The 18,748-nt window shown below is 65.0% G+C and carries 17 protein-coding genes; 5 read left to right on the top strand and 12 right to left on the bottom strand.

Annotation, left to right across the window (positions count from 1 at the left end):
- Positions 1-248: 248 nt before the first annotated feature.
- Complete coding sequence (gene glgA / locus BBTA_RS13040; protein ID WP_041750609.1) at positions 249-1,667, top strand: glycogen synthase GlgA; 1,419 nt, start codon at positions 249-251, stop codon at positions 1,665-1,667.
- 71 nt (positions 1,668-1,738) lie between these two features.
- Here glgA and BBTA_RS13035 read toward each other — a convergent pair whose 3' ends face one another.
- The 11 genes from BBTA_RS13035 to BBTA_RS12985 form a co-directional block, all read right to left on the bottom strand.
- Positions 1,739-3,862 (bottom strand): methyl-accepting chemotaxis protein, encoded by a 2,124-nt coding sequence (locus BBTA_RS13035; protein WP_012042955.1) that lies wholly within the window; start codon positions 3,860-3,862, stop codon positions 1,739-1,741.
- Positions 3,863-4,229: 367 nt separating this feature from the next.
- Positions 4,230-4,412, bottom strand: coding sequence for a cbb3-type cytochrome oxidase assembly protein CcoS (ccoS, locus tag BBTA_RS13030; RefSeq protein ID WP_041750608.1), 183 nt, complete (start codon positions 4,410-4,412; stop codon positions 4,230-4,232).
- A complete protein-coding gene (locus BBTA_RS13025) occupies positions 4,403-6,604 on the bottom strand; it encodes a cation-translocating P-type ATPase (protein ID WP_012042953.1) in 2,202 nt (733 codons plus the stop codon). Before BBTA_RS13025 ends, ccoS begins: the two co-directional genes overlap by 10 nt.
- A gap of 13 nt (positions 6,605-6,617) precedes the next feature.
- Positions 6,618-7,118 (bottom strand): FixH family protein, encoded by a 501-nt coding sequence (locus BBTA_RS13020; protein WP_083780645.1) that lies wholly within the window; start codon positions 7,116-7,118, stop codon positions 6,618-6,620.
- A gap of 20 nt (positions 7,119-7,138) precedes the next feature.
- On the bottom strand, positions 7,139-8,605 hold the full coding sequence (ccoG, locus tag BBTA_RS13015) for a cytochrome c oxidase accessory protein CcoG (protein WP_012042951.1): 1,467 nt from the start codon (positions 8,603-8,605) through the stop codon (positions 7,139-7,141).
- Between the two features lie 111 nt (positions 8,606-8,716).
- Entirely contained in the window at positions 8,717-9,589 is an 873-nt protein-coding gene (gene ccoP / locus BBTA_RS13010; protein WP_012042950.1) for a cytochrome-c oxidase, cbb3-type subunit III, read from the bottom strand.
- Positions 9,590-9,596: 7 nt separating this feature from the next.
- Entirely contained in the window at positions 9,597-9,761 is a 165-nt protein-coding gene (locus BBTA_RS13005) for a CcoQ/FixQ family Cbb3-type cytochrome c oxidase assembly chaperone (protein ID WP_041750607.1), read from the bottom strand.
- An 18-nt stretch (positions 9,762-9,779) separates the two neighbouring features.
- The gene (ccoO, locus tag BBTA_RS13000; protein ID WP_012042949.1) at positions 9,780-10,514 is read right to left on the bottom strand and encodes a cytochrome-c oxidase, cbb3-type subunit II; all 735 of its coding nucleotides are present in this window, start codon (positions 10,512-10,514) and stop codon (positions 9,780-9,782) included.
- An 11-nt stretch (positions 10,515-10,525) separates the two neighbouring features.
- A complete protein-coding gene (gene ccoN / locus BBTA_RS12995; RefSeq protein WP_041750606.1) occupies positions 10,526-12,172 on the bottom strand; it encodes a cytochrome-c oxidase, cbb3-type subunit I in 1,647 nt (548 codons plus the stop codon).
- Between the two features lie 216 nt (positions 12,173-12,388).
- The gene (locus BBTA_RS12990) at positions 12,389-12,814 is read right to left on the bottom strand and encodes an HPP family protein (protein ID WP_012042947.1); all 426 of its coding nucleotides are present in this window, start codon (positions 12,812-12,814) and stop codon (positions 12,389-12,391) included.
- 36 nt (positions 12,815-12,850) lie between these two features.
- Entirely contained in the window at positions 12,851-13,684 is an 834-nt protein-coding gene (locus BBTA_RS12985) for a universal stress protein (protein WP_012042946.1), read from the bottom strand.
- A 279-nt stretch (positions 13,685-13,963) separates the two neighbouring features.
- Here BBTA_RS12985 and fixL point away from each other — a divergent pair, with 279 nt between their 5' ends.
- The 4 genes from fixL to BBTA_RS12965 all read left to right on the top strand — a co-directional run bounded on the left by fixL (position 13,964) and on the right by BBTA_RS12965 (position 17,368).
- Positions 13,964-15,475: a sensor protein FixL gene (gene fixL, locus BBTA_RS12980; RefSeq protein ID WP_012042945.1), complete on the top strand. Its 1,512-nt coding sequence runs from the start codon at positions 13,964-13,966 to the stop codon at positions 15,473-15,475.
- Entirely contained in the window at positions 15,468-16,085 is a 618-nt protein-coding gene (gene fixJ / locus BBTA_RS12975; protein WP_012042944.1) for a response regulator FixJ, read from the top strand. Before fixL ends, fixJ begins: the two co-directional genes overlap by 8 nt.
- Positions 16,086-16,162: 77 nt before the next feature.
- Positions 16,163-16,567, top strand: coding sequence for a response regulator (locus BBTA_RS12970; RefSeq protein ID WP_012042943.1), 405 nt, complete (start codon positions 16,163-16,165; stop codon positions 16,565-16,567).
- 111 nt (positions 16,568-16,678) lie between these two features.
- On the top strand, positions 16,679-17,368 hold the full coding sequence (locus tag BBTA_RS12965; protein ID WP_012042942.1) for a helix-turn-helix domain-containing protein: 690 nt from the start codon (positions 16,679-16,681) through the stop codon (positions 17,366-17,368).
- A 37-nt stretch (positions 17,369-17,405) separates the two neighbouring features.
- Here the strand turns inward: BBTA_RS12965 and BBTA_RS12960 are convergent, their stop codons facing one another.
- Positions 17,406-18,725 carry an MFS transporter gene (locus BBTA_RS12960; RefSeq protein ID WP_012042941.1) on the bottom strand — a complete coding sequence of 440 codons (1,320 nt, stop codon included), beginning with the start codon at positions 18,723-18,725 and terminating at the stop codon, positions 17,406-17,408.
- Between the last annotated feature and the right edge of the window lie 23 nt (positions 18,726-18,748).

The following is an 18,748-nucleotide window of genomic DNA, read 5'->3' as shown; positions in this document are numbered from 1 at the left end:
AGTTAGACTCACCCTCGCAGCTCCTTGGTTCTGATTCTTCGCGTTGATGGCCGGTTGGACAGTCTGCCGCGCCCTCACGGATTCACGAAGCGTAAGCCATGCAACGCGGTGCGCCTCGCTTCTAGATCGAACCATTCGATCTCGAAAGCGTTTCGCCTCTCGCCGCAGTGCGGCACGACTTTCGTTGACGGCTATATTTGGACCTTTTCTTGCATAGGACGGTCATGGGGCTTGATCGAGGACATCTCTTGCGGGTTCTGTTCGTTACAACCGAAATGGACGATTTCGTCCGGGTGGGCGGACTGGCGGCCGTTTCAGCCGCACTGCCCCGGGCACTCCGCTCTCACACTGACGTCAGGATCATGCTGCCCGGCTACCGGGACGTGATCGAACATCTCACTCACATCGAGATCGTCGGCCAATGCGCAGCCCTGGCGGAGATGCCGGCCTGCTCGCTCGGACGATCATCGACGCGCGACGGCCTGCCGGTCTACGTCCTGCTCTGCGACGAGCTGTACGACCGGCCCGGCAACCCCTATGGCGACGAGAGCGGGCAGGACTGGGCGGACAATGACATCCGCTTCGGCCGCCTTGCCGCTGCGGCTGCCGAGCTCGCCGCAGGCACCCTGGACAAGAACTGGGCAGCTGACCTGGTGCACGCCAATGATTGGCAGGCGGCCCTCGTGCCGGCCTATCTCGCATGGCGCGGGGTCGCGGTTCCCTCGATCCTGACCATCCACAACCTGGCCTATCAGGGCCTGTTCCCGCGGGAGTCGCTGCGGAGGATCGGCGCCCCGGAATCATCGTTCCACATCGACGGCCTCGAATTCTACGACAAGCTGTCGTTTCTCAAGGGCGGCCTCGTCTATGCGTCGCATCTCACCACGGTCAGCTCCACCTATGCCCAGGAGATCACCACCTCCGAGCTGGGCTGCGGCCTGGAGGGCCTGCTGCGTCAGCGGTCGAATGCGCATGAGCTGACCGGGATCCTCAATGGCATCGATGAGAGCTGGGATCCGCGCTACTGCCAGCAGCTGGCGCAGCCCTTCGCCGCCGGGGATTGGGAAGGCAAGAAGGCCAACGCGGACTATGTCCGCAAGCAGTTTGGGCTCGCGGTGTCGCGTGGACCGATGTTCGGCATCGTCGCACGTCTCGTACATCAGAAGGGCATCGATCTGGTGCTGGAAGCCGCGGACGAGATCGTCGGGGCGGGAGGCCAGATCGTCGTCACCGGAACAGGCGAGCCGGCGATCGAGCGCGCATTGTTGGAGGCCCATCGCCGCCGGCCGGATGCGATCGGGGTTGCGATCGGGTTCAACGATGCGCAAGCGCGGCGCATCTTCGCAGGCAGCGACTTCACCCTGATGCCGTCGCGCTTCGAGCCGTGCGGCCTCAGCCAAATGTACGCGCAGCGGTTCGGCTCGCTGCCGATCGGCCATCAGACCGGCGGATTGGCTGAAACGATCACCGACGGCGAGACCGGCTTCCTGTTCGAAAAGCCGTCGGCGGAGTCGTTCCTCGGCGGCGTGAAACGCGCCTTCTCGGCTTTCACACGGACGGAGCAATTGAACGCGATGCGACTATCAGCGATGGCGCGCTCCTTCAGCTGGGATCTGTCGGCAGCCTGCTACAACACGCTGTACCGAAAGATGCTGACATCCGCGTAACGCACGAAGGCCCAGACGATCTCCGGGCCTTCTGTTTGTGGATCGGACCTGTCGGACGCCGCGAAGCTATCTCAGGCGGCGCGGACGGCCTCCAGGAAATTGCCAACCTCGCGCTTGAGCCGGTTGGAGTCGCCGGCGAGCGATTTCGCCGACGACAACACTTCGGCCGATGCCGAGCCGGTCTGAGCGGCCCCCCGCTGCACGTCCGTGATGTTGGCTGAGACCTGCTGGGTCCCGGTGGCGGCCTGCTGCACGTTGCGGGAAATTTCCTGGGTCGCGGCCCCCTGCTCCTCGACGGCCGCAGCGATCGCCGAGGCGATCTCGGCCAGCCGCTCGATCGTGGTGCTGATCGACTGGATGGCATTGACCGATTCCTGGGTGGCCGCCTGCACCCCGGAGATCTGATGTGAGATCTCGTCGGTCGCCTTGGCAGTCTGCTCGGCCAGCGCCTTCACTTCGGTCGCCACCACTGCAAAGCCGCGGCCGGCCTCGCCGGCCCGGGCCGCCTCGATCGTGGCGTTCAGGGCCAGCAGGTTGGTCTGGCCGGCAATGGTGTTGATGAGCTCAACGACATCGCCGATGCGGGCGGCAGCCTGCGACAGCTCGGCGACGCGGCCGTTGGTCTGGCGCACCTGCTGCACGGCATCGCCGGCCATGCGGGCCGAGGCCTGGACCTGGCGGCTGATCTCGGTCACGGAAGAGGACAGCTCCTCGGTGGCGGAGGCCACCGATTGAACGTTCGACGAGGCTTCCTCGGAGGCCGCCGCCACGACGGTGCTGAGTTCCTTGGAGCGGTTCGCGGTGTTGGTCAGCGTATCCGCCGAGATTTCGAGTCCGGACGCGGCCGACGAAACCGTATTGACGATGTCGGCGATCGTCGCTTCGAAATTGCGGGTCAGCGTGTCGAGCCGACGGGCGCGATCGATCTGCGCCTGCGCATCGCGCTGCGCCGCCTCATCGGATTCCTTCTTGGCGATCAGGGCATCCTTGAACACCTTGAGCGCGCGCGCCATCGCGCCGATCTCGTCCTTGCGCGACTCGCTCGGAATATCCGCGCCCAATTCGCCATTGGCCAGCCGGAGCGTCACGCCGGTCAGTCCGACCAGCGGCCCGATGACGCCGCGCACGACCCCGACGACCACGGCCGCGGACACGATCGCGACCAGAAGCACGATGCCGAGCGCACCGAACAGGCGCAGCCGCGCCGCGTCGATGGCCTTGTCGATCGCCTGATGCGCCGATGTCAGCGCCGCGTCGCGCAGCACGATGACGTTGTTCAGCATCGGCGTGGTCCAGCGGCCCCACTCCTCCGCGGTGACCGGGGACGGCTGTCCGTCGCGCGCGGCCGTGACGATCTGCCGATAGCGGCGCTCGCCCTCGCCCATCAGCGTCGAACGCACATGCTCCAGCGCGGCGGCAACCGCCGGCGTGTCACGGACGCTGCGCGCTGCGAGCTCGATCTGCTGCCAGAGCAGGGTCACCTGGCCGCTCTGCTCCGTGACCTCGGCAAGACGGGCGGGCGTCCAGTTCTGGTTCTGGATGAAGAAGCGCAGCACCGCGGAGCGTGCACCGTTGACGGTGCGCATCGATTGCGACAATTGCGCCAGCTGGCCCGACGGCAGCAGGTTCTCGACATCGCCGCCGACGCGCGACAGCTCGATCGCGGTCTCGTCGATGGAGGCATTGAGAGCTTCCGCAGCGCGTCCCAGTCCGTCGGTGGTGGCCGCCTGGATATTCGCGGGACGTTGCGCGGCAGGCAACGGAACGGCGCCGCGCGCCGCGGATCGAACATCACGGAGCGTCCGCTCGGCCGAGTCGATGTTGTTGGTCGAGAGGCTCGCGATCTGGGCGGCGGTCTTAGCCTGCGCCAGCGCCTCGTCGGTGGTCGCAATCGCCTTGTCCAGCTTGGCGATGTCGTCGGCCGAGGCCGCCGCGCCGGCGGCGAGCAGATTCCATTGGCTGCGCTCCAACGGGATCTGGGCGTTCACCTTCATCACCAGCTCGAAGGCGTTGAGGACGCGGGCGGCCTGCTCACGCTTGCGCAGATCGCCCCATCCGCCCCACGCCAGGACGCAGGCGAAGACCATCGCAAACACGCCGGTCAACAGATTGCCAGCGAGGATCTTCCATTTGAGACTGACCGCCCCGGTGTCTGCTTGAAATGTCTCGCTTCGCATCGTTCCACGCTCGGACATCGGCCGTTCCTAATCGTCATCGATGGTTCGGCGGCTCACGGCGCACCGGGGCGACTGCACAGCTCTGCAAGATTCCGCTGCCGCATGGCCGGTCGACCGGCAGCAGCAAGGGCGTCGCCTTGATGATTAAGAACAAACTACAACTAATCCCTTAAGCCGAGCGGATCAGCCGGTATCCTGATGGGAGTTTCGGGCTTTCGGGCCTTAGCGAATAGGAGGGAAGCTCACAGCGCAGCGGATCGCTCAGCCCGAACGGGAAGGACGCACCACACTTTAGGTGATGCTGCAACGCAACTCTCGCAGTAGTTGACCTGCGATCAGCCTCCGAATCTGCAGGCACACCTGCGGGTCAAAGCGTGGCCGTCACTCAGGGCCGGCCCGGAGCGGCCTCCGGCTGAGCCGGCGCCGGCTCATCGTCATCGGCGATGGCGCGCCACGCCGCGCCTTCGAGATCCTCATACTGGCCGCTCTTCAGCGACCAGAGGAAGCCGACCAGGCCAGCCAGGCCGAGCGCCAGCGCCAACGGCACGAGAATGATCATCACTTCCATGACACCGCCTCCCCGGCGACCTTGCGGGCGCGCAGCGCATTCAGCATGACCAGGATCGACGAGCCCGACATCGCCGCCGCCGCGATCAATGGCGTGACGAGACCGCTGATCGCCAGCGGCACGGCCAGGACGTTATAGCCGACCGCAAGCCACAGATTCTGCCGCATCAGATGCAGCGCCTTGCGCGCATAGTCGACAGCGGCGAGCACCGGCGCCAGCGGACGGCCGAGAAACACGAGATCGGCGGTAGCCTGGCTGAGATGCGCGGCCGAGATCGGCGACATCGAGACATGCGCGGCGGCGAGCGACGGGGCGTCGTTCATGCCGTCACCGACCATCATCACCTTGACGCCGGCGCGCTTCAGCTCCTCGATCCGCGCGATCTTGTCGGCCGGCGTGACGCTGGCGCGCCACTCATCGATGCCGAGCGCCTTGGCGGCGGCGGCGACGGCCGCCTCACGATCGCCCGATAGGATCTCGACCTTGATGCCGCGACGCTGCAGGCCGGCGACGATCTTGGCCGCGTCGGGACGCAGCCCCTGGCGCACCGAGAACAGGAAGGTGTCGCTGCCACGACGGAAGGCGACGACGGAAGCCTCGGGATCGAGATTGGCATTCTGAACCGCGAGCGCCTCGGCGCCGCAGAAGGCCGGCCGTCCCAACCTGATCTCGACGCCGTCGACCACGGCGCGCACGCCCTGCCCCGGCTCCTCGACCGCGCCCATCAGCGGCGACCGTGCCTTCGCGGCCTGGGCGACGGCGGCGGCCACCGGATGATGGCTCGACAGCGCGAGCTGCCCCGCGAGAGCGAACACATCGGCCGGAATGTCGGCCGCGTTGACCACTTCAAGCTCGGGCAAGGTCAGCGTGCCGGTCTTGTCGAAGATGACGTGCTCAGCCTCGGCGAGGCGCTCGATGGCATCGCCCGCATTGAGCAGCACGCCCGACTTGAACATCGCGCCAGACGCGACGGTCTGCACCGTGGGGATCGCAAGACCGAGCGCGCAGGGACAGGTGATGATCAGCACGGCGATGCCGGTGACAATGGCATCATGCCAGCTCGCCCCAGCCAGAACCCAGCCCAGCACGGTCAGCGCGGCGGTCGCATGCACCACTGGCGCATAGAGCCGCGAGGCGCGGTCGGCCAGTCGCATGTAGCGCGAGCGGGCCTGCAGCGCATTGTCGAGCAGGCGCGTGATCTCGGCCAGCAGCGTGCCTTCGGCCGCCGCGGAGACACGGACGCGCAAGGTGCCGGAGATATTGAGCGAGCCGGCATAGACGGCGGTGCCCTGCTCGGCCGGCACGTAGAGCGTCTCGCCGGTGATCAGGCTCTGGTCGATCTCGGAGCGGCCCTCGACCACCACGCCGTCGACGGCGCAGCGCTCACCGGGACGCAGCAACACCAGATCGCCGGCGCGGATCGCCGCGACCGGCACCTCGGAAATCTCGTCGGCGCCGATGAACTTGGTCGCGGTCTCGGCCTTCAGGGCCGCGAGATTGCCGGCGACCGCACGCGTCCGCCGCCGCATGTTCTGGTCGAGATAGCGGCCGACCAGAAGGAAGGTCAGCAGCATGATCGCGGCGTCAAAATAAGCATGCTCGGCGTGATGGAAGGTCTCGACGAGCGACATGCCGAGCGCCAGGATCACGCCGATGCAGATCGGCACGTCCATGTTGACGTTGCCGCTCTTAAGCGCGCGCCAGGCGGAGCGGAAGAAGGGCTGGCCGGCATAGGCCACGGCCGGCAGCGCGATCACCGCCGACAGCCAATGGAAAAAGTCGCGCTGCTCGGGCAGCATGTCGCTGACATTGCCGGACCACACCGGGACCGACAGCATCATCACATTCATGGTCGCAAACGCCGCGACACCGAGACAGCGCAACAGAAAGCGCGACTCCTCGGCTTCGGTGGCCTCGGCGCTCGCCTTCTCGAACGGATAGGCCTTGTAGCCGAGCTCGGCGAGGCGATCGATGAACTTGGCCGGGTCCAGCGTGCCCTGCTTCCATTCCAGGGCGACGCGGCGATCGGTGAGATTGACGCGCGCGAGGGTCACGTCGGGCAGCGCCGACAAGCCGCGCTCGATCTTGGCCATGCAGCCGGCGCAGCTGACGCCCTCGACCGCAAGGTCGATGTGCTTCAGGCCGGCGCCAAGATCCTTGACGTAATGCGAGAAATCACGCGTCACATGCATGGTCGGACGTCCTTCAGTTCAGCAGCACGCGATTCTTGGACAGGAACAGCCGTCGGCCGCTGGAATCGCCTTCGAGCACGAGGTCCCACTGGCCGGGTGCGATCGCCTCAGCCGTGCCGCGATAGATGCCGATGCCGATCTCGGCGAGCTCGACCTCCTGGTCGGCGCGCTTATCGGCGGGCCGCTCGAGCCGGCCCTGGAATTTCACGCCCGAGAGCGGATTGCCGCTGGCGTCACGTGCATTGACCTGCACCACAGCGGCACCGCTCGCGCCGCGCTCGATATGCGCCTCGACCTGCCAGCGCCGCGCCTCCTGGTCGCGCGCCGCCGCGATCTCCTTCTTGTAGCCGAGGCTCGCGGTATAGGCGCTGTCGACATCGGTGCCCGGCAGGGTCGAGATCGCCATCTTCATCATATAGACGTTGACGCCGATCACGGTCCCGAAGAAGCCGAGGAGCATGGCGAGCACCATGCGGCCGGTCAGCGGCTTGGATCGATCGGAACGGCTGGCCATTGGCGGGCTCCTTCGGCGCGTTAGGGACTGACGAAATTGTCGGTGGCGGCGGCGACGACGCCGAGACCGATATCGGTGACGTGGAACTTTACCGGGATCGACTTCTCGGGATTGTTTTCCTCGGGCGCGGTCACCAGTAGGCGAAGCTCCTCGGTCTGGTCGCGCCCGACCACGATCATCGGACGATCCGGCGTCACCGAATCGGCGCCGACGACATGAACCGTCGCATTCGCCGGCCCCTCGATGTCGATGGCGATGACGCGATCGAAGCCATGCTTGTTGAGGACGCGCACCGTATAGGCGTTGCGGATCGAGCCGTCGGACAGCTTGATCGCAACCGGATTGCGATCGTGCAGCACGTTGACCTCGAGCAGCGAGCGGGTCGCGAGCTTGTAGACCATCGCGCCTCCGACCACGGCGATGATCGCGGCATAGGCGACGGTGCGCGCGCGCACGAGCTTGTAGACCGGCGGCTTGCCTTCCTGGCGGCGGTGGATGTTGATGTCATTATCGTAGCCGATCAGCCGCGTCGGGCGGCCGATCTTGGTCATCACCGTATCGCAGGCGTCGATGCACAGGCCGCACTGAATGCAGTCCATCTGCGCGCCGTCGCGAATGTCGATGCCGGTGGGACACACCGCCACGCATTGCTTGCAGTCGATACAATCGCCGGCGGGCTGGCCCAGCGCGCGCAGCTCGGCCGCCTTCTTGACCGACATGCGGCTCTCGCCGCGGTCATAGCGATAGGTGACGTTGAGCGCCCATTCGTCGGTCAGCGCCGCCTGGATGCGCGGCCAGGGACACATGTAGACGCAGACCTGCTCGCGCATGAAGCCGGCGAGCGTATAGGTCGTGGCGGTCAGGATGGCGATCCAGATATAGGCCAGCATCGGCCCCTGGAAGGTGACGAGGTCCTTCACCAGGGTCGGCGCGTCGCTGAAATACAGCACCCAGGCGCCGCCCGTCCACCAGGCGATCATCAGCCAGATCGAATGTTTGAGCACCAACTCCGAGATCCGCTCCAGCTTCATCGGATCGCTGGAGGCATCCTTCTTCATGCGCTCGCGGCGATCGCCCTCGATCAGTCGCTCCACGGCATAGAACAGGTCCGTCCATACCGTCTGCGGACAGAGATAGCCGCACCAGATGCGGCCGCCGATCGCGTTCATCAGGAACAGACCGATCGCGGCGATGATCAAGAGGCCGGTGAAATAATACACCTCCTGCGGCCACAGTTCGATGAAGAAGAAGTAAAAGCGGTGATTGGGAAAATCGATCAGCACCGCCTGGTCCGGCGCGCCTAGGCCGCGATTCCAGCGCACGAAAGGCAGGAAATAATAGACGCCGAGACAGAAGCCCATCAGGCCCCATTTGATCCGGCGGAAGGTGCCCGAGACGCTCTGCGGATAGACCTTCTTGTGCGCAGCATAGAGCGGACCGTAATCGTCCACCGGTTGCAGGTCTTCGGGCTTTACCGTCTGGTTCATGGCAGGCGCGTCATGGCTGGGGTCTTCTCGCAGTTGCGGCCGAAGGTATGCCCACCTCCGGCCGCTCAGTTGATCCAGCTCAATTGAAGGGAACGTTCCGTTGGATTTCCGTTACTTTCCTCCACCCAGCGAGTGGACATAGACCGCCATCGCCTTGATCGTGGTCGGGTCGAGCCGGCCTTCCCAGGCCGGCATGACGCCGGCGCGACCATTGGTGATGGTCTCGATCAGGGTCGCCTCGTCCGAGCCATAGAGCCAGATCTTGTCCGTGAGGTTCGGCGCGCCGACCTCCGGATTGCCCTTGGCATTGTCGCCATGGCAGGCGACGCAGTTCTCGGCGAAGATCTTGGCGCCCGCCTTGGCGTCGTAGCCCTGCCGGGTCGGCAGGCCCGCTAGCTCGCGGACATAGTTGGCGACCGTGACGATCTCCGCCGGCTTCAGGACACCGTCCTTGCCGAAAGCGAGCATCTGGCCTTCACGGGTCTTCGGATGGCCCGAGCGCACGCCGTACAGCAGGGTCTGCTGGATCTGCTCCAGCGAGCCGCCCCACAGCCAGTCGTCGTCGTTCAGGTTCGGGAAGCCCTTGGCGCCGGCCGCACCCGTGCCGTGGCAGGCGGCGCAATTGTCGCCGAACACGGTCTTGCCCTTGGCGCGCGCCAGGGCGAGCATCTGCGGGTCCTTCTCGATGTCGGCGAGCGAGGCAGTGGCCAGCGCCGCCATCTTGGCGCCGCGGATCTTCTCGAGATTGGCGAGCTCGACCGCCACGTCCGCGCGGGACGAGTAGCCGAACAGGCCCTTGGTGTTGCTGGAGATGGTCGGCCAGGCCGGATACACGATCCAGTAGCCGATCGCCCAGATGATGGTGATGTAGAAGGTGATCACCCACCACCGCGGCAGCGGGGTGTTGAGCTCCTTGATGCCGTCCCAGGCGTGGCCCGTCGTGGCGGTGCCGGAGACGCTGTCGACTTCGGTATGGTCAGCCATGATGAGTTTACTCCTCCCGCAACGGCATGCTCGCCGCCTCATCGAAAGCGGCCTTGTTGCGAGGCCAGAGGGCATACGTCACGATCGCAATGAAGATCGCGAAGAAGATTGGGGTCCACAGCGTCGTCACGAGTGACGACGCGATGTTTTCGACTGCAATGATGGGCTTCATGATGCTCGCCTCTCGATCTCAGCGCAGATTGGCTTTTTCGTTGTAGATCTTGAAGTCGACGAGCGTGCCGAGCATCTGCAAATAGGCCACCAGCGCATCCATTTCCGTCGGCGCTCCCGCCTTGCCGTCGAAGTTGCGCACCACGGCCTTCGGATAGCGCTTGGTGAGCGCCTCCGCACCGGCACCGTCCGGATCGACCTGCGCCTTCAGGTCGGCGGCGGCGTTGGCGATCTGGTCGTCGGTGTAGGGCACGCCCACCGCCCGCAACGTCTTCAAGTGATCGGCGACGTTGTCGGCGTTCAGCTCGGTCTCCTTCAGGAAGGGATAGCCGGGCATGATCGACTGCGGAACGATGGCGCGCGGGTTGGTCAGGTGGGTGACATGCCAGTCGTCGGAGTATTTGTTGCCGACGCGGGCGAGGTCAGGACCGGTGCGCTTGGAGCCCCACTGGAACGGGTGGTCGTACATGCTCTCCGCGGCGAGCGAGAAGTGGCCGTAGCGCTCCACTTCGTCACGCAGCGGACGCACCATCTGCGAGTGGCAGAGATAGCAGCCCTCGCGGACATAGATGTTGCGGCCGGCCAGCTCGAGCGGCGTGTAAGGCCTGATGCCGTCGACCGCCTCGATCGTGCTCTTCAGGTAGAAGAGCGGAGTGATCTCGACGAGGCCGCCGATCGCGATCACCAGCAGGATGCCGATGACCAGGATGATCGAGTTCTTCTCGAAGACTTGGTGTCGTTGCCAGAATGACATGGTTGGATACCTCACTCCGCCGGCTGAAGGGCGACGGGCGACTGAACCTCTTCCTCACCGACACGGACCGTCATCCAGAGATTGTAGGCCATGATGAGTGAGCCGATCAGGAACAGCGCGCCACCGGCGGCACGGATGATGTAGAAGGGATGCATCGCCTCGACGGTCTCGATGAAGGAGTATTCGAGGAAGCCGAGCGCCGTGTAGGACCGCCACATCAGACCCTGCAGGATGCCCGAGACCCACATCGCCGAGATGTAGAGCACGATGCCGAGCGTGGCCGTCCAGAAGTGCCAGTTCACGAGCTTGAGGCTGTAGAGACCCTTGCGGTTCCAGATCCAGGGCACGAGGCAGTACAGCGCGCCGAAGGACACGAAGCCGACCCAGCCGAGCGCACCGGAATGCACATGACCGATGGTCCAGTCGGTGTAGTGGCTGAGCGAGTTGACCACCTTGATCGACATCATCGGACCTTCGAAGGTCGACATGCCGTAGAAGGCGACCGACACGACCAGCATGCGCAGCACGGGGTCAGTCCGCAGCTTGTCCCACGCCCCCGACAGGGTCATGAGGCCGTTGATCATGCCGCCCCAGGAGGGCATCCACAGCATGATCGAGAAGGTCATGCCCAGCGTCTGGGTCCAGTCCGGCAGCGCCGTATAGTGCAGGTGGTGCGGGCCGGCCCAGATGTAGAGGAAGATCAGCGCCCAGAAGTGGATGATCGACAGCCGGTACGAATAGACCGGACGCTCCGCCCGCTTCGGGATGAAGTAGTACATGATGGCGAGGAAGCCGGCGGTCAGGAAGAAGCCGACCGCGTTGTGGCCGTACCACCACTGGAACATCGCATCCTGCACGCCGCCCCAGGCGATGTAGGACTTCGAACCGAAGAACGACACCGGAAGCGCCGGGTTGTTGCCGAGATGCAGCACCGCGATCGTGACGATGAAGGCCAGATAGAACCAGTTCGCCACGAAGATGTGCGGCTCCTTGCGCTTGATGACCGTCACCAGGAACACCAACAGGTAGACCACCCAGACGATCGTCAGCCACAGATCCGAATACCATTCGGGCTCGGCGTACTCCTTGCCCTCGGTGACGCCGAGCAGGTAGCCGGTGCCCGCGATCAGGATGAAGAAGTTGTAGCCGATCACCACGAACCAAGGGGCGAGATCGCCGGCGAGCCGGACGCGGCAGGTGCGCTGCACGACGTAGAACGACGTCGCCAGCAGCACATTGCCGCCGAACGCGAAGATCACCGCCGAGGTGTGCAGCGGCCGCAGGCGGCCGAAGCTGGTCCAGGGCAGGTCAAAGTTCAATGCCGGCCAGGCGAGCTGCGAGGCGATGATGAGGCCGACGGCAAAGCCGGCGATGCCCCAGAACATGGCCATGAAGGAGGAGAACTTGATCGGCCCGAGATTGTAGTTCGGCCGGCCGTTGATCTCCTGCGGCGGCAGCTCGCCACGCTCGAAATAGCGGTTGAGAATGAAGAAGACGGACGCCGCGCTGGCGGCAGCCGCGAGCGAGGCGTGGAACGCGAAGGCCGTATCCAGTGCCTTCGCCGCAGCGAAGACGCACAAGAAGGCGGTGACGGCGAAAGTCAGCGACAAGCCGCTTTCGCCGATGGTCATTGATTTTGTGGGTGAGGACGCGCTCATGCGGAATCTCGCTGAAAGAACACGAGCCCAGCAACCATAATCGTTCACACGTGGAATTGATCGAAATCAAGTTTGCGACCGGTTCGCCGACAACAGGCCGCGCGCGGACCGATTAAGCACGCATGAAGCACGCAAACGCATCGTCCCGCGCGCCGTCATGCGTGCGGGACGATGTGGTCTTAGACTTCCGTATCAGTTCCAGCCGAGCGGCCGCCGTCAGTCCTTCGCGGCCGCCGCGAGCGCCCGAACGATGTCCTCGCGGGCGACGATCCCGACCAGGCGGTTGTTGCCGTCGGTCACTGGAAGACTGCGGATGCGATGCTCCACCATCAATTGCAGCACCCGCGTCAGCTTCGTATCCGGCCGGACATAAATGAACTCGGACGTCATTACGGTGGCGACGGTGCGGTCCATCAGATCGCTGTAGCGGGGCAGCATCTGATTCGGCGTGAACGCGAAGCATCTCAGGATGTCGAACTTGGTGACGATGCCGATTACTTCGTCGTTCTCGACGACGGGATAGGTGTTGAAATCGTCCCGGTCGAACATGTCACTCAGCTCGCGGATCGTCGTGTCCCGGGTCACGGTCGTGACGTTCCGCGTCATGTAGGTGCCGGCGGTTTCCTCGAGAAATCTGTACAAGGCGGCGATCCTGTTCTCGGATGAAGCGGTTGAGTTTCAGTGCGACAGCAGCACGCAACGCTCGGTGCGCGTCACCAGATGCTCGGTGACGCCGCCGAGCACGAGCTCGCGGAAGCGCGAATGACCGTAGGCGCCGGCAACGACGAGGCCGGCCGAGACATCGGCGGCAACGGCATCGAGCTTGGCCGCGACGTTGCGCCCCTGCCCAGGCTGCTCGACCCGGGCCGATGCGACGATCTGATGACGGCCGAGCCAAGCGACCACGTCATCCAGGCGCGCCTCGCAGGCATCGTATTCTGATGTGTTTTCGAGGATCTCGGTCACGACGACGTCGGTCGCCTTGGCGAGCAGCGGCAGCGCATCGACCAGTGCGCGACGGGCCTCGGGGGTCTCCTTCCAGGCGACGAGGACCGTCGAGAGGTCGAGCCAGGTCGCATTGTCCGGAACCACGAGCAGCGGTCGCCCCGCCTGCATCACGAGATCCTTGGGGCTGGCGACCGCGAATGCATCGGACACCCCGGGAGGAATGCTCCCGGTCACCAGGATGTCGGCGGCGCGGGCCTGCGCCAGAACGTAGCGGACCGGGAAATCCAGCGCCGCACGCCAGCTCAATGGCGCCGCGCGCCCCCCGACCACCGAGCGGAAGTGCTGCTCAAGCTCGCCAAGCCGCGTCTGCAGCGCGGCCTCGCCTTGCTCGATCAGATCCTGGGCCTGCTCCCCGGTGGTGAAATACAGCGGCGGGGTAAATTCCGCGGCCGCCACGCCGATCACCCCGGCCTCGAAGCGCGCCGCCAAGTCGCCGGCGACCTGGAGACGGGCTTCATTCGGCTGGCTGAGCGCTAGGCTCACCATGACAGTCGCGAACGTCATCCCGCGTCTCCAAACATTGCTTCCATGCAGCTCATAGAGGTGAAATCCCCCGCCGTGATGAGATAGATCAATGTGCGGCTGCGGAGCCCGCCGGTCGAGGTGAACCGTGGAACTTGCGGAAAACCGGGGAAACCCTTGAATTGTCGATCCAAAGTTTACGCCAACCCTGCGTTGCGGCTGCTAAATCTCGTGTAGAATACCGGTGCGGCCCCTCCCCGCACCGCCTGTTCACGGCAATCCAGCTTCGGCCATTATGGCGAATCGATTGAAAGTCTAGAAGTGCGCGGCGTCACCCAACCTTTTCCCGATGCGGCGGCCCGGCCAGAGGACGCCAATGCGCTCGGCTTCGGCGCCTGGGATCTCGACCTGGCCACCGGCGATTTCTATTGGTCGGCCACCACCCGGAAGCTGTTCGGAGTGGGGGCCGATGACCAGGTCACGTTCGCGGTCTTTCTTGCGCTGCTCGCGCCGGAAGATCGTGCGGCTGTCGAAGCGGCGATCGAGCATTCCCGCCAGCAGGGCACCGGCTTCGACCTGTCGTTCAAAGTGCCCGGCGGCGATCACTGGATTCGCGTGCTGGCCGGCGTGGTGCCCGACGCGGCCGACAAGCCGCGACATCTTCGCGGCATCGCGCTCGATATCGACCAGGAGAAGCGACTGGAAGAGACGCTGCGGCTGCGGGAACAGCATTTCCGCTCGATCCTGGACACGGTGCCCGACGCGATGATCGTGATCGACGGCAGCGGCATCATCCAGTTCTTCAGCACCGCCGCCGAGCGCATGTTCGGCTACACCGAGAAAGAGGCGGCCGGCCTCGACGTCAGCGAATTGATGCCGGAGCCGGACCGGTCGCGTCATGCGGGCTATCTCACCCGCTATCATTCGACCCGCGAGCGCCACATCATAGGCATCGGCCGGATCGTGACCGGCCGGCGCCGCGACGGCACGACCTTCCCGATGCATCTGTCGATCGGCGAGATGCAATCCGGCGGCAAGCCCTATTTCACCGGCTTCGCCCATGACCTCACCGAGCACCAGCAGACCCAGGCACGCTTACGCGAATTGCAGTCCGAGCTGGTTCATGTGTCGCGGCTGAGCGCCATGGGCGAGATGGCCTCGGCGCTGGCGCATGAGCTGAACCAGCCGCTGGCGGCCATCAGCAACTACATGAAGGGCTCGCGCCGGCTGCTCGCCGGCAGCAGCGACCCGAACACCGGCAAGATCGAAAGCGCCATGGACCGCGCTGCCGAGCAGGCGATTCGCGCCGGCCAGATCATCCGCCGGCTCCGCGACTTCGTCTCGCGCGGCGAATCGGAAAAGCGGGTCGAGAGCCTGTCCAAGCTGATCGAGGAGGCCGGCGCGCTCGGCCTCGCCGGCGCCCGCGAACAGAACGTCCAATTGCGCTTCCAGCTCAACCCGGATGCCGATCTGGTTCTGGCCGACCGCGTGCAGATCCAGCAGGTGCTCGTGAACCTGTTCCGCAACGCCCTGGAGGCCATGTCGAACGCTCCGCGACGGGAACTGGCCGCGACAAACCGCCGGATCAGCGACGACTTGATCGAGGTCGCGGTGTCCGATACGGGAACAGGCTTCCACGACGACGTCATGCCCAACCTTTTCAAGACCTTCTTCACAACCAAAGACACCGGAATGGGAGTCGGGCTTTCCATCAGCCGTTCCATCATCGAGGCCCATGGCGGGCGCATGTGGGCCGAGAACAACGAGGCGGGTGGCGCGACATTCCGCTTCACCCTGCCGGCGGCTCCAACCAGGGTTGAGCATGATGGCTGAACGGGCCAAGGTCTATGTGATCGATGACGACGAGGCGATGCGGGATTCGCTCAACTTCCTGCTCGATTCCTCCGGCTTCGAGGTGGTTCTGTTCGAGCACGCGCAGTCGTTTCTCGAGCACCTGCCCTCGCTCAGCTTCGGTTGCGTGGTGTCGGACGTACGGATGCCCGGCATTGACGGCATCGAACTGCTGAAGCGCATGAAGGCGGCTGGCAGCAGCTTCCCGATTCTGGTGATGACCGGCCATGGCGACGTCCCGCTCGCGGTCGAGGCGATGAAACTCGGCGCGGTGGACTTCCTCGAAAAGCCGTTCGAGGACGAGCGGCTCGTGGCGATGATCGAGACGGCAATCCGACAGGCCGAGCCGGCGGCGAAGAACGAATCGATCACGCAAGACATCCTCGGCCGCATCGCCAGCCTGAGCCCCAGGGAGCGGCAGGTTATGGACGGATTGATGGCCGGCCTCTCCAACAAATTGATCGCGCGCGAGTACGACATCAGTCCGCGCACCATCGAGGTCTACCGCGCGAACGTGATGACCAAGATGGGCGCGAACAGCCTCTCCGAGCTGGTGCGGCTGGCGATGCGCGCTGGCGCTTTGAAGGATTGAGCTAGATCAAGCGGCCTTGACGGAATCGATTGTAATGTTGTGTCTCGGTTCAACATTACATTCTCGCGGCACGTGCCATGTCGGTTCACACCAAACCCAAGGTCTACGTCGCCGATGACGATGCCGACGTCCTCGGCTCGCTCCGCTTCCTGCTCGAGGCCGACGGGTTCGACGTCCGCACGTTCCGCAGCGGCATCGCGCTGCTCAACGCATCGGATCATGCGCCGGTCGACTGCTTCGTCGTCGATTACAAGATGCCCGAGCTCAACGGCGTCGAGCTCGCCGAACGGTTGCGCAAGCAGGGTGCGACCGCACCAGTGGTGCTGATCACCGGCCATTATGACGACCGGCTGGAGGCGCGCGCAGCAGCCGTCGGCATCCAGGATTTCCTGCTCAAGCCGCTGCTCGACGACAATCTGGTCAAGCGCATCCGCAAGGCGATCGCGAACGAGCATTCGACTACCGCCCAGCGCGCCTCCTGAGGGGCCGATCTACGTATATCTACGTAAGGGAACGTCCTTAAGATAACGGCCGAAATGTCCTTAACGGGAGCCGCCGTGTACCACATCGCCATCCGCCGCAAGGAGATGGTCATGCTCAATCAGCCGGTTACACATTCGGTCGTCACCCCCACCGCCACCGTCCTTCCCTCTCCTGCCGCCAATCCGTTTGCCGAGATCACCGGCCATGCCGGGCTGATCGCCAGCGAGTTCTCGTACAAGAAGGACGAGGAGATCTACGGCGAGGACGAGCCGGCCGAATATGTCTACCAGGTTATCTCCGGCGCCGTGCGCAGCTACAAGCTGCTGTCCGACGGTCGCCGCCAGATCGGCGCCTTCCATCTGCCGGGCGACGTGTTCGGCCTGGAATTCGGCTCCTCGCATCGTCTGGCCGCCGAAGCCATTATCGACACCAATGTGCGCCTGGTGAAGCGTCGCAGCCTCGAACAGGCCGCCAGCGTCGACGTGGCCGTCGCCCGCAAGCTGTGGACGATGACCGCCGGCGACCTCCGCCATGCGGAAGACCACATGCTGCTGCTGGGCCGCAAGACCGCGATGGAGCGGGTCGCGACCTTCCTGCTGGAAATGGACCGCCGCCTGGCCGTGGCCGGTATGATGGCGCTGCCGATGTGCCGCCGCGACATCGGCGACTATCTCGGCCTGACGCTGGAGACCGTCTCCCGCGCGCTGTCGCAACTGCACAGCCAGGGTGTTCTCGGCTTCTCCGGTGCCCGCCAGATCGTGCTGCGCAACCGCCAGCGCCTGCGCAGCATGGACGCCTGAGGCGCCCAGCGGACTCAAGCCCTCCTTAAGCCTTGCCTCAAGCCCTGCGCGCGTGCTGCCCGGTCTCGGGCATCAGCAGCGCGATCAGGACCAGCCCCGTGAGCGCCACGCCCGATAATCCCAGAAAGGCCGTGGCGCTGCCAAACCTGTCGCTGACGAATCCGGCCACCACGGTCGACAGCGACGCGCCGATTCCGGTCGCGGTCCCCACGATCCCCTGCGCCAGATTGAAGTGACCGCTGCCGAAGGCGACATCGGCCACGGTCAGCGGGATCATCACGGCGAACACCGCGGCAGTCATGCCATCGAAGATCTGCACGGCCACCAGGATGTAGGGGTCGTGCACCACCGCGAACAGCGCGCCGCGAATCGCGAGCGCCGAAAATCCCAGCATCAAGAGTGGCCGGCGGCCATATTGTTGTGCCACCGCGCCGACGGACGGCGAGGTCAGCGCGACGATGGCCTGCGGCACGACGATGCAGAATGCGATCAGCATCGGCGCCCATTCGCTGGATTTTGTGGTCACCACCCCTGCCATCAGCGGCAGCATCGCTGCATTGGCGAATTGCAACAGGAACACGCCGAACGCGAACACCAGCAGCGCCCGTTGGCGCAGCAGGCCGAGCAGATTCGACAGCCGCGCGACCTCCCTGTCCTCCTGCACGGCGTGGCCATGCGCCCGCGCGATGTCGATCTCGCGCTCGCGGATCCGCGACAAAGCGATCAGGGTCGGAAAAGCGAGAATGAAAGTGACGAGAAACACCGCACGGCTCGAGAGCAGATAGCCGCACGTTCCCATGATGGCGGCGGCGACGCCGTTGCCGAGCGAGGCGAAGCGCGCGTTGCGGCCGAGACGCTCGGCCATGCCGCGCGGACCGACCAGACCGAGACTGATCGCGGCGATCGCGGGCCCCAGCACGCAGCTTGCGGCCGCATGCAGGGTCGCCGCGCCTGCGACGACCGGAAAGATCGGCCAGACCGCATAAGCCAGCGCGCAGCATCCGATGGCGGCGACGGCGAGCCCCGCCACGCGCCGCTCGGATTTCGCCGCATCGATGATCGCGCCGCCCGGCATCTGTCCGATCAGGCCGACAATGCCGCCGATCGAGAGCACCAGGCCGATCTGCGCCTGGGTCCATTTCTGCGTCGTGAGATAGACGGCGATGAACGGACCGAAGCCGGTCTGTACGTCGGCCAGGAAGAAGATGAACCAGTCGAGCCCGCGCAGGCTCTGCTGCGACGGCGACGGCTTCCCAGAAGGGCCGTGCTCTTGCGCGGTGCCGGCGCGCGCGCCGGCGTCCGTGCCATCTGGCTCGGGCTCGCGGTCGGGCGGTAGGGACGGCCGTGCAATCGGCATCGCTCTCACGGTCTCAATTCATG

The organism is Bradyrhizobium sp. BTAi1 (assembly GCF_000015165.1).
In the GTDB taxonomy this organism is placed as follows: domain Bacteria; phylum Pseudomonadota; class Alphaproteobacteria; order Rhizobiales; family Xanthobacteraceae; genus Bradyrhizobium; species Bradyrhizobium denitrificans.
This window is presented reverse-complemented; position numbering and strand designations above follow the sequence as displayed.

What these genes read in the sequence shown, in the direction of transcription:
- BBTA_RS13020 (WP_083780645.1), bottom strand. Translation starts at nt 7,118, where the DNA reads ATGGCCAGCCGTTCCGATCGATCCAAGCCGCTGACCGGCCGCATGGTG.
- ccoG (WP_012042951.1), bottom strand. Translation starts at nt 8,605, where the DNA reads ATGAACCAGACGGTAAAGCCCGAAGACCTGCAACCGGTGGACGATTAC.
- ccoO (WP_012042949.1), bottom strand. Translation starts at nt 10,514, where the DNA reads ATGTCATTCTGGCAACGACACCAAGTCTTCGAGAAGAACTCGATCATC.
- BBTA_RS13035 (WP_012042955.1), bottom strand. Translation starts at nt 3,862, where the DNA reads ATGTCCGAGCGTGGAACGATGCGAAGCGAGACATTTCAAGCAGACACC.
- BBTA_RS12960 (WP_012042941.1), bottom strand. Translation starts at nt 18,725, where the DNA reads ATGCCGATTGCACGGCCGTCCCTACCGCCCGACCGCGAGCCCGAGCCA.
- BBTA_RS12965 (WP_012042942.1), top strand. Translation starts at nt 16,679, where the DNA reads ATGCTCAATCAGCCGGTTACACATTCGGTCGTCACCCCCACCGCCACC.
- ccoS (WP_041750608.1), bottom strand. Translation starts at nt 4,412, where the DNA reads ATGGAAGTGATGATCATTCTCGTGCCGTTGGCGCTGGCGCTCGGCCTG.
- fixJ (WP_012042944.1), top strand. Translation starts at nt 15,468, where the DNA reads ATGGCTGAACGGGCCAAGGTCTATGTGATCGATGACGACGAGGCGATG.
- BBTA_RS13005 (WP_041750607.1), bottom strand. Translation starts at nt 9,761, where the DNA reads ATGAAGCCCATCATTGCAGTCGAAAACATCGCGTCGTCACTCGTGACG.
- ccoP (WP_012042950.1), bottom strand. Translation starts at nt 9,589, where the DNA reads ATGGCTGACCATACCGAAGTCGACAGCGTCTCCGGCACCGCCACGACG.
- BBTA_RS12985 (WP_012042946.1), bottom strand. Translation starts at nt 13,684, where the DNA reads ATGACGTTCGCGACTGTCATGGTGAGCCTAGCGCTCAGCCAGCCGAAT.
- BBTA_RS12970 (WP_012042943.1), top strand. Translation starts at nt 16,163, where the DNA reads ATGTCGGTTCACACCAAACCCAAGGTCTACGTCGCCGATGACGATGCC.
- BBTA_RS13025 (WP_012042953.1), bottom strand. Translation starts at nt 6,604, where the DNA reads ATGCATGTGACGCGTGATTTCTCGCATTACGTCAAGGATCTTGGCGCC.
- ccoN (WP_041750606.1), bottom strand. Translation starts at nt 12,172, where the DNA reads ATGAGCGCGTCCTCACCCACAAAATCAATGACCATCGGCGAAAGCGGC.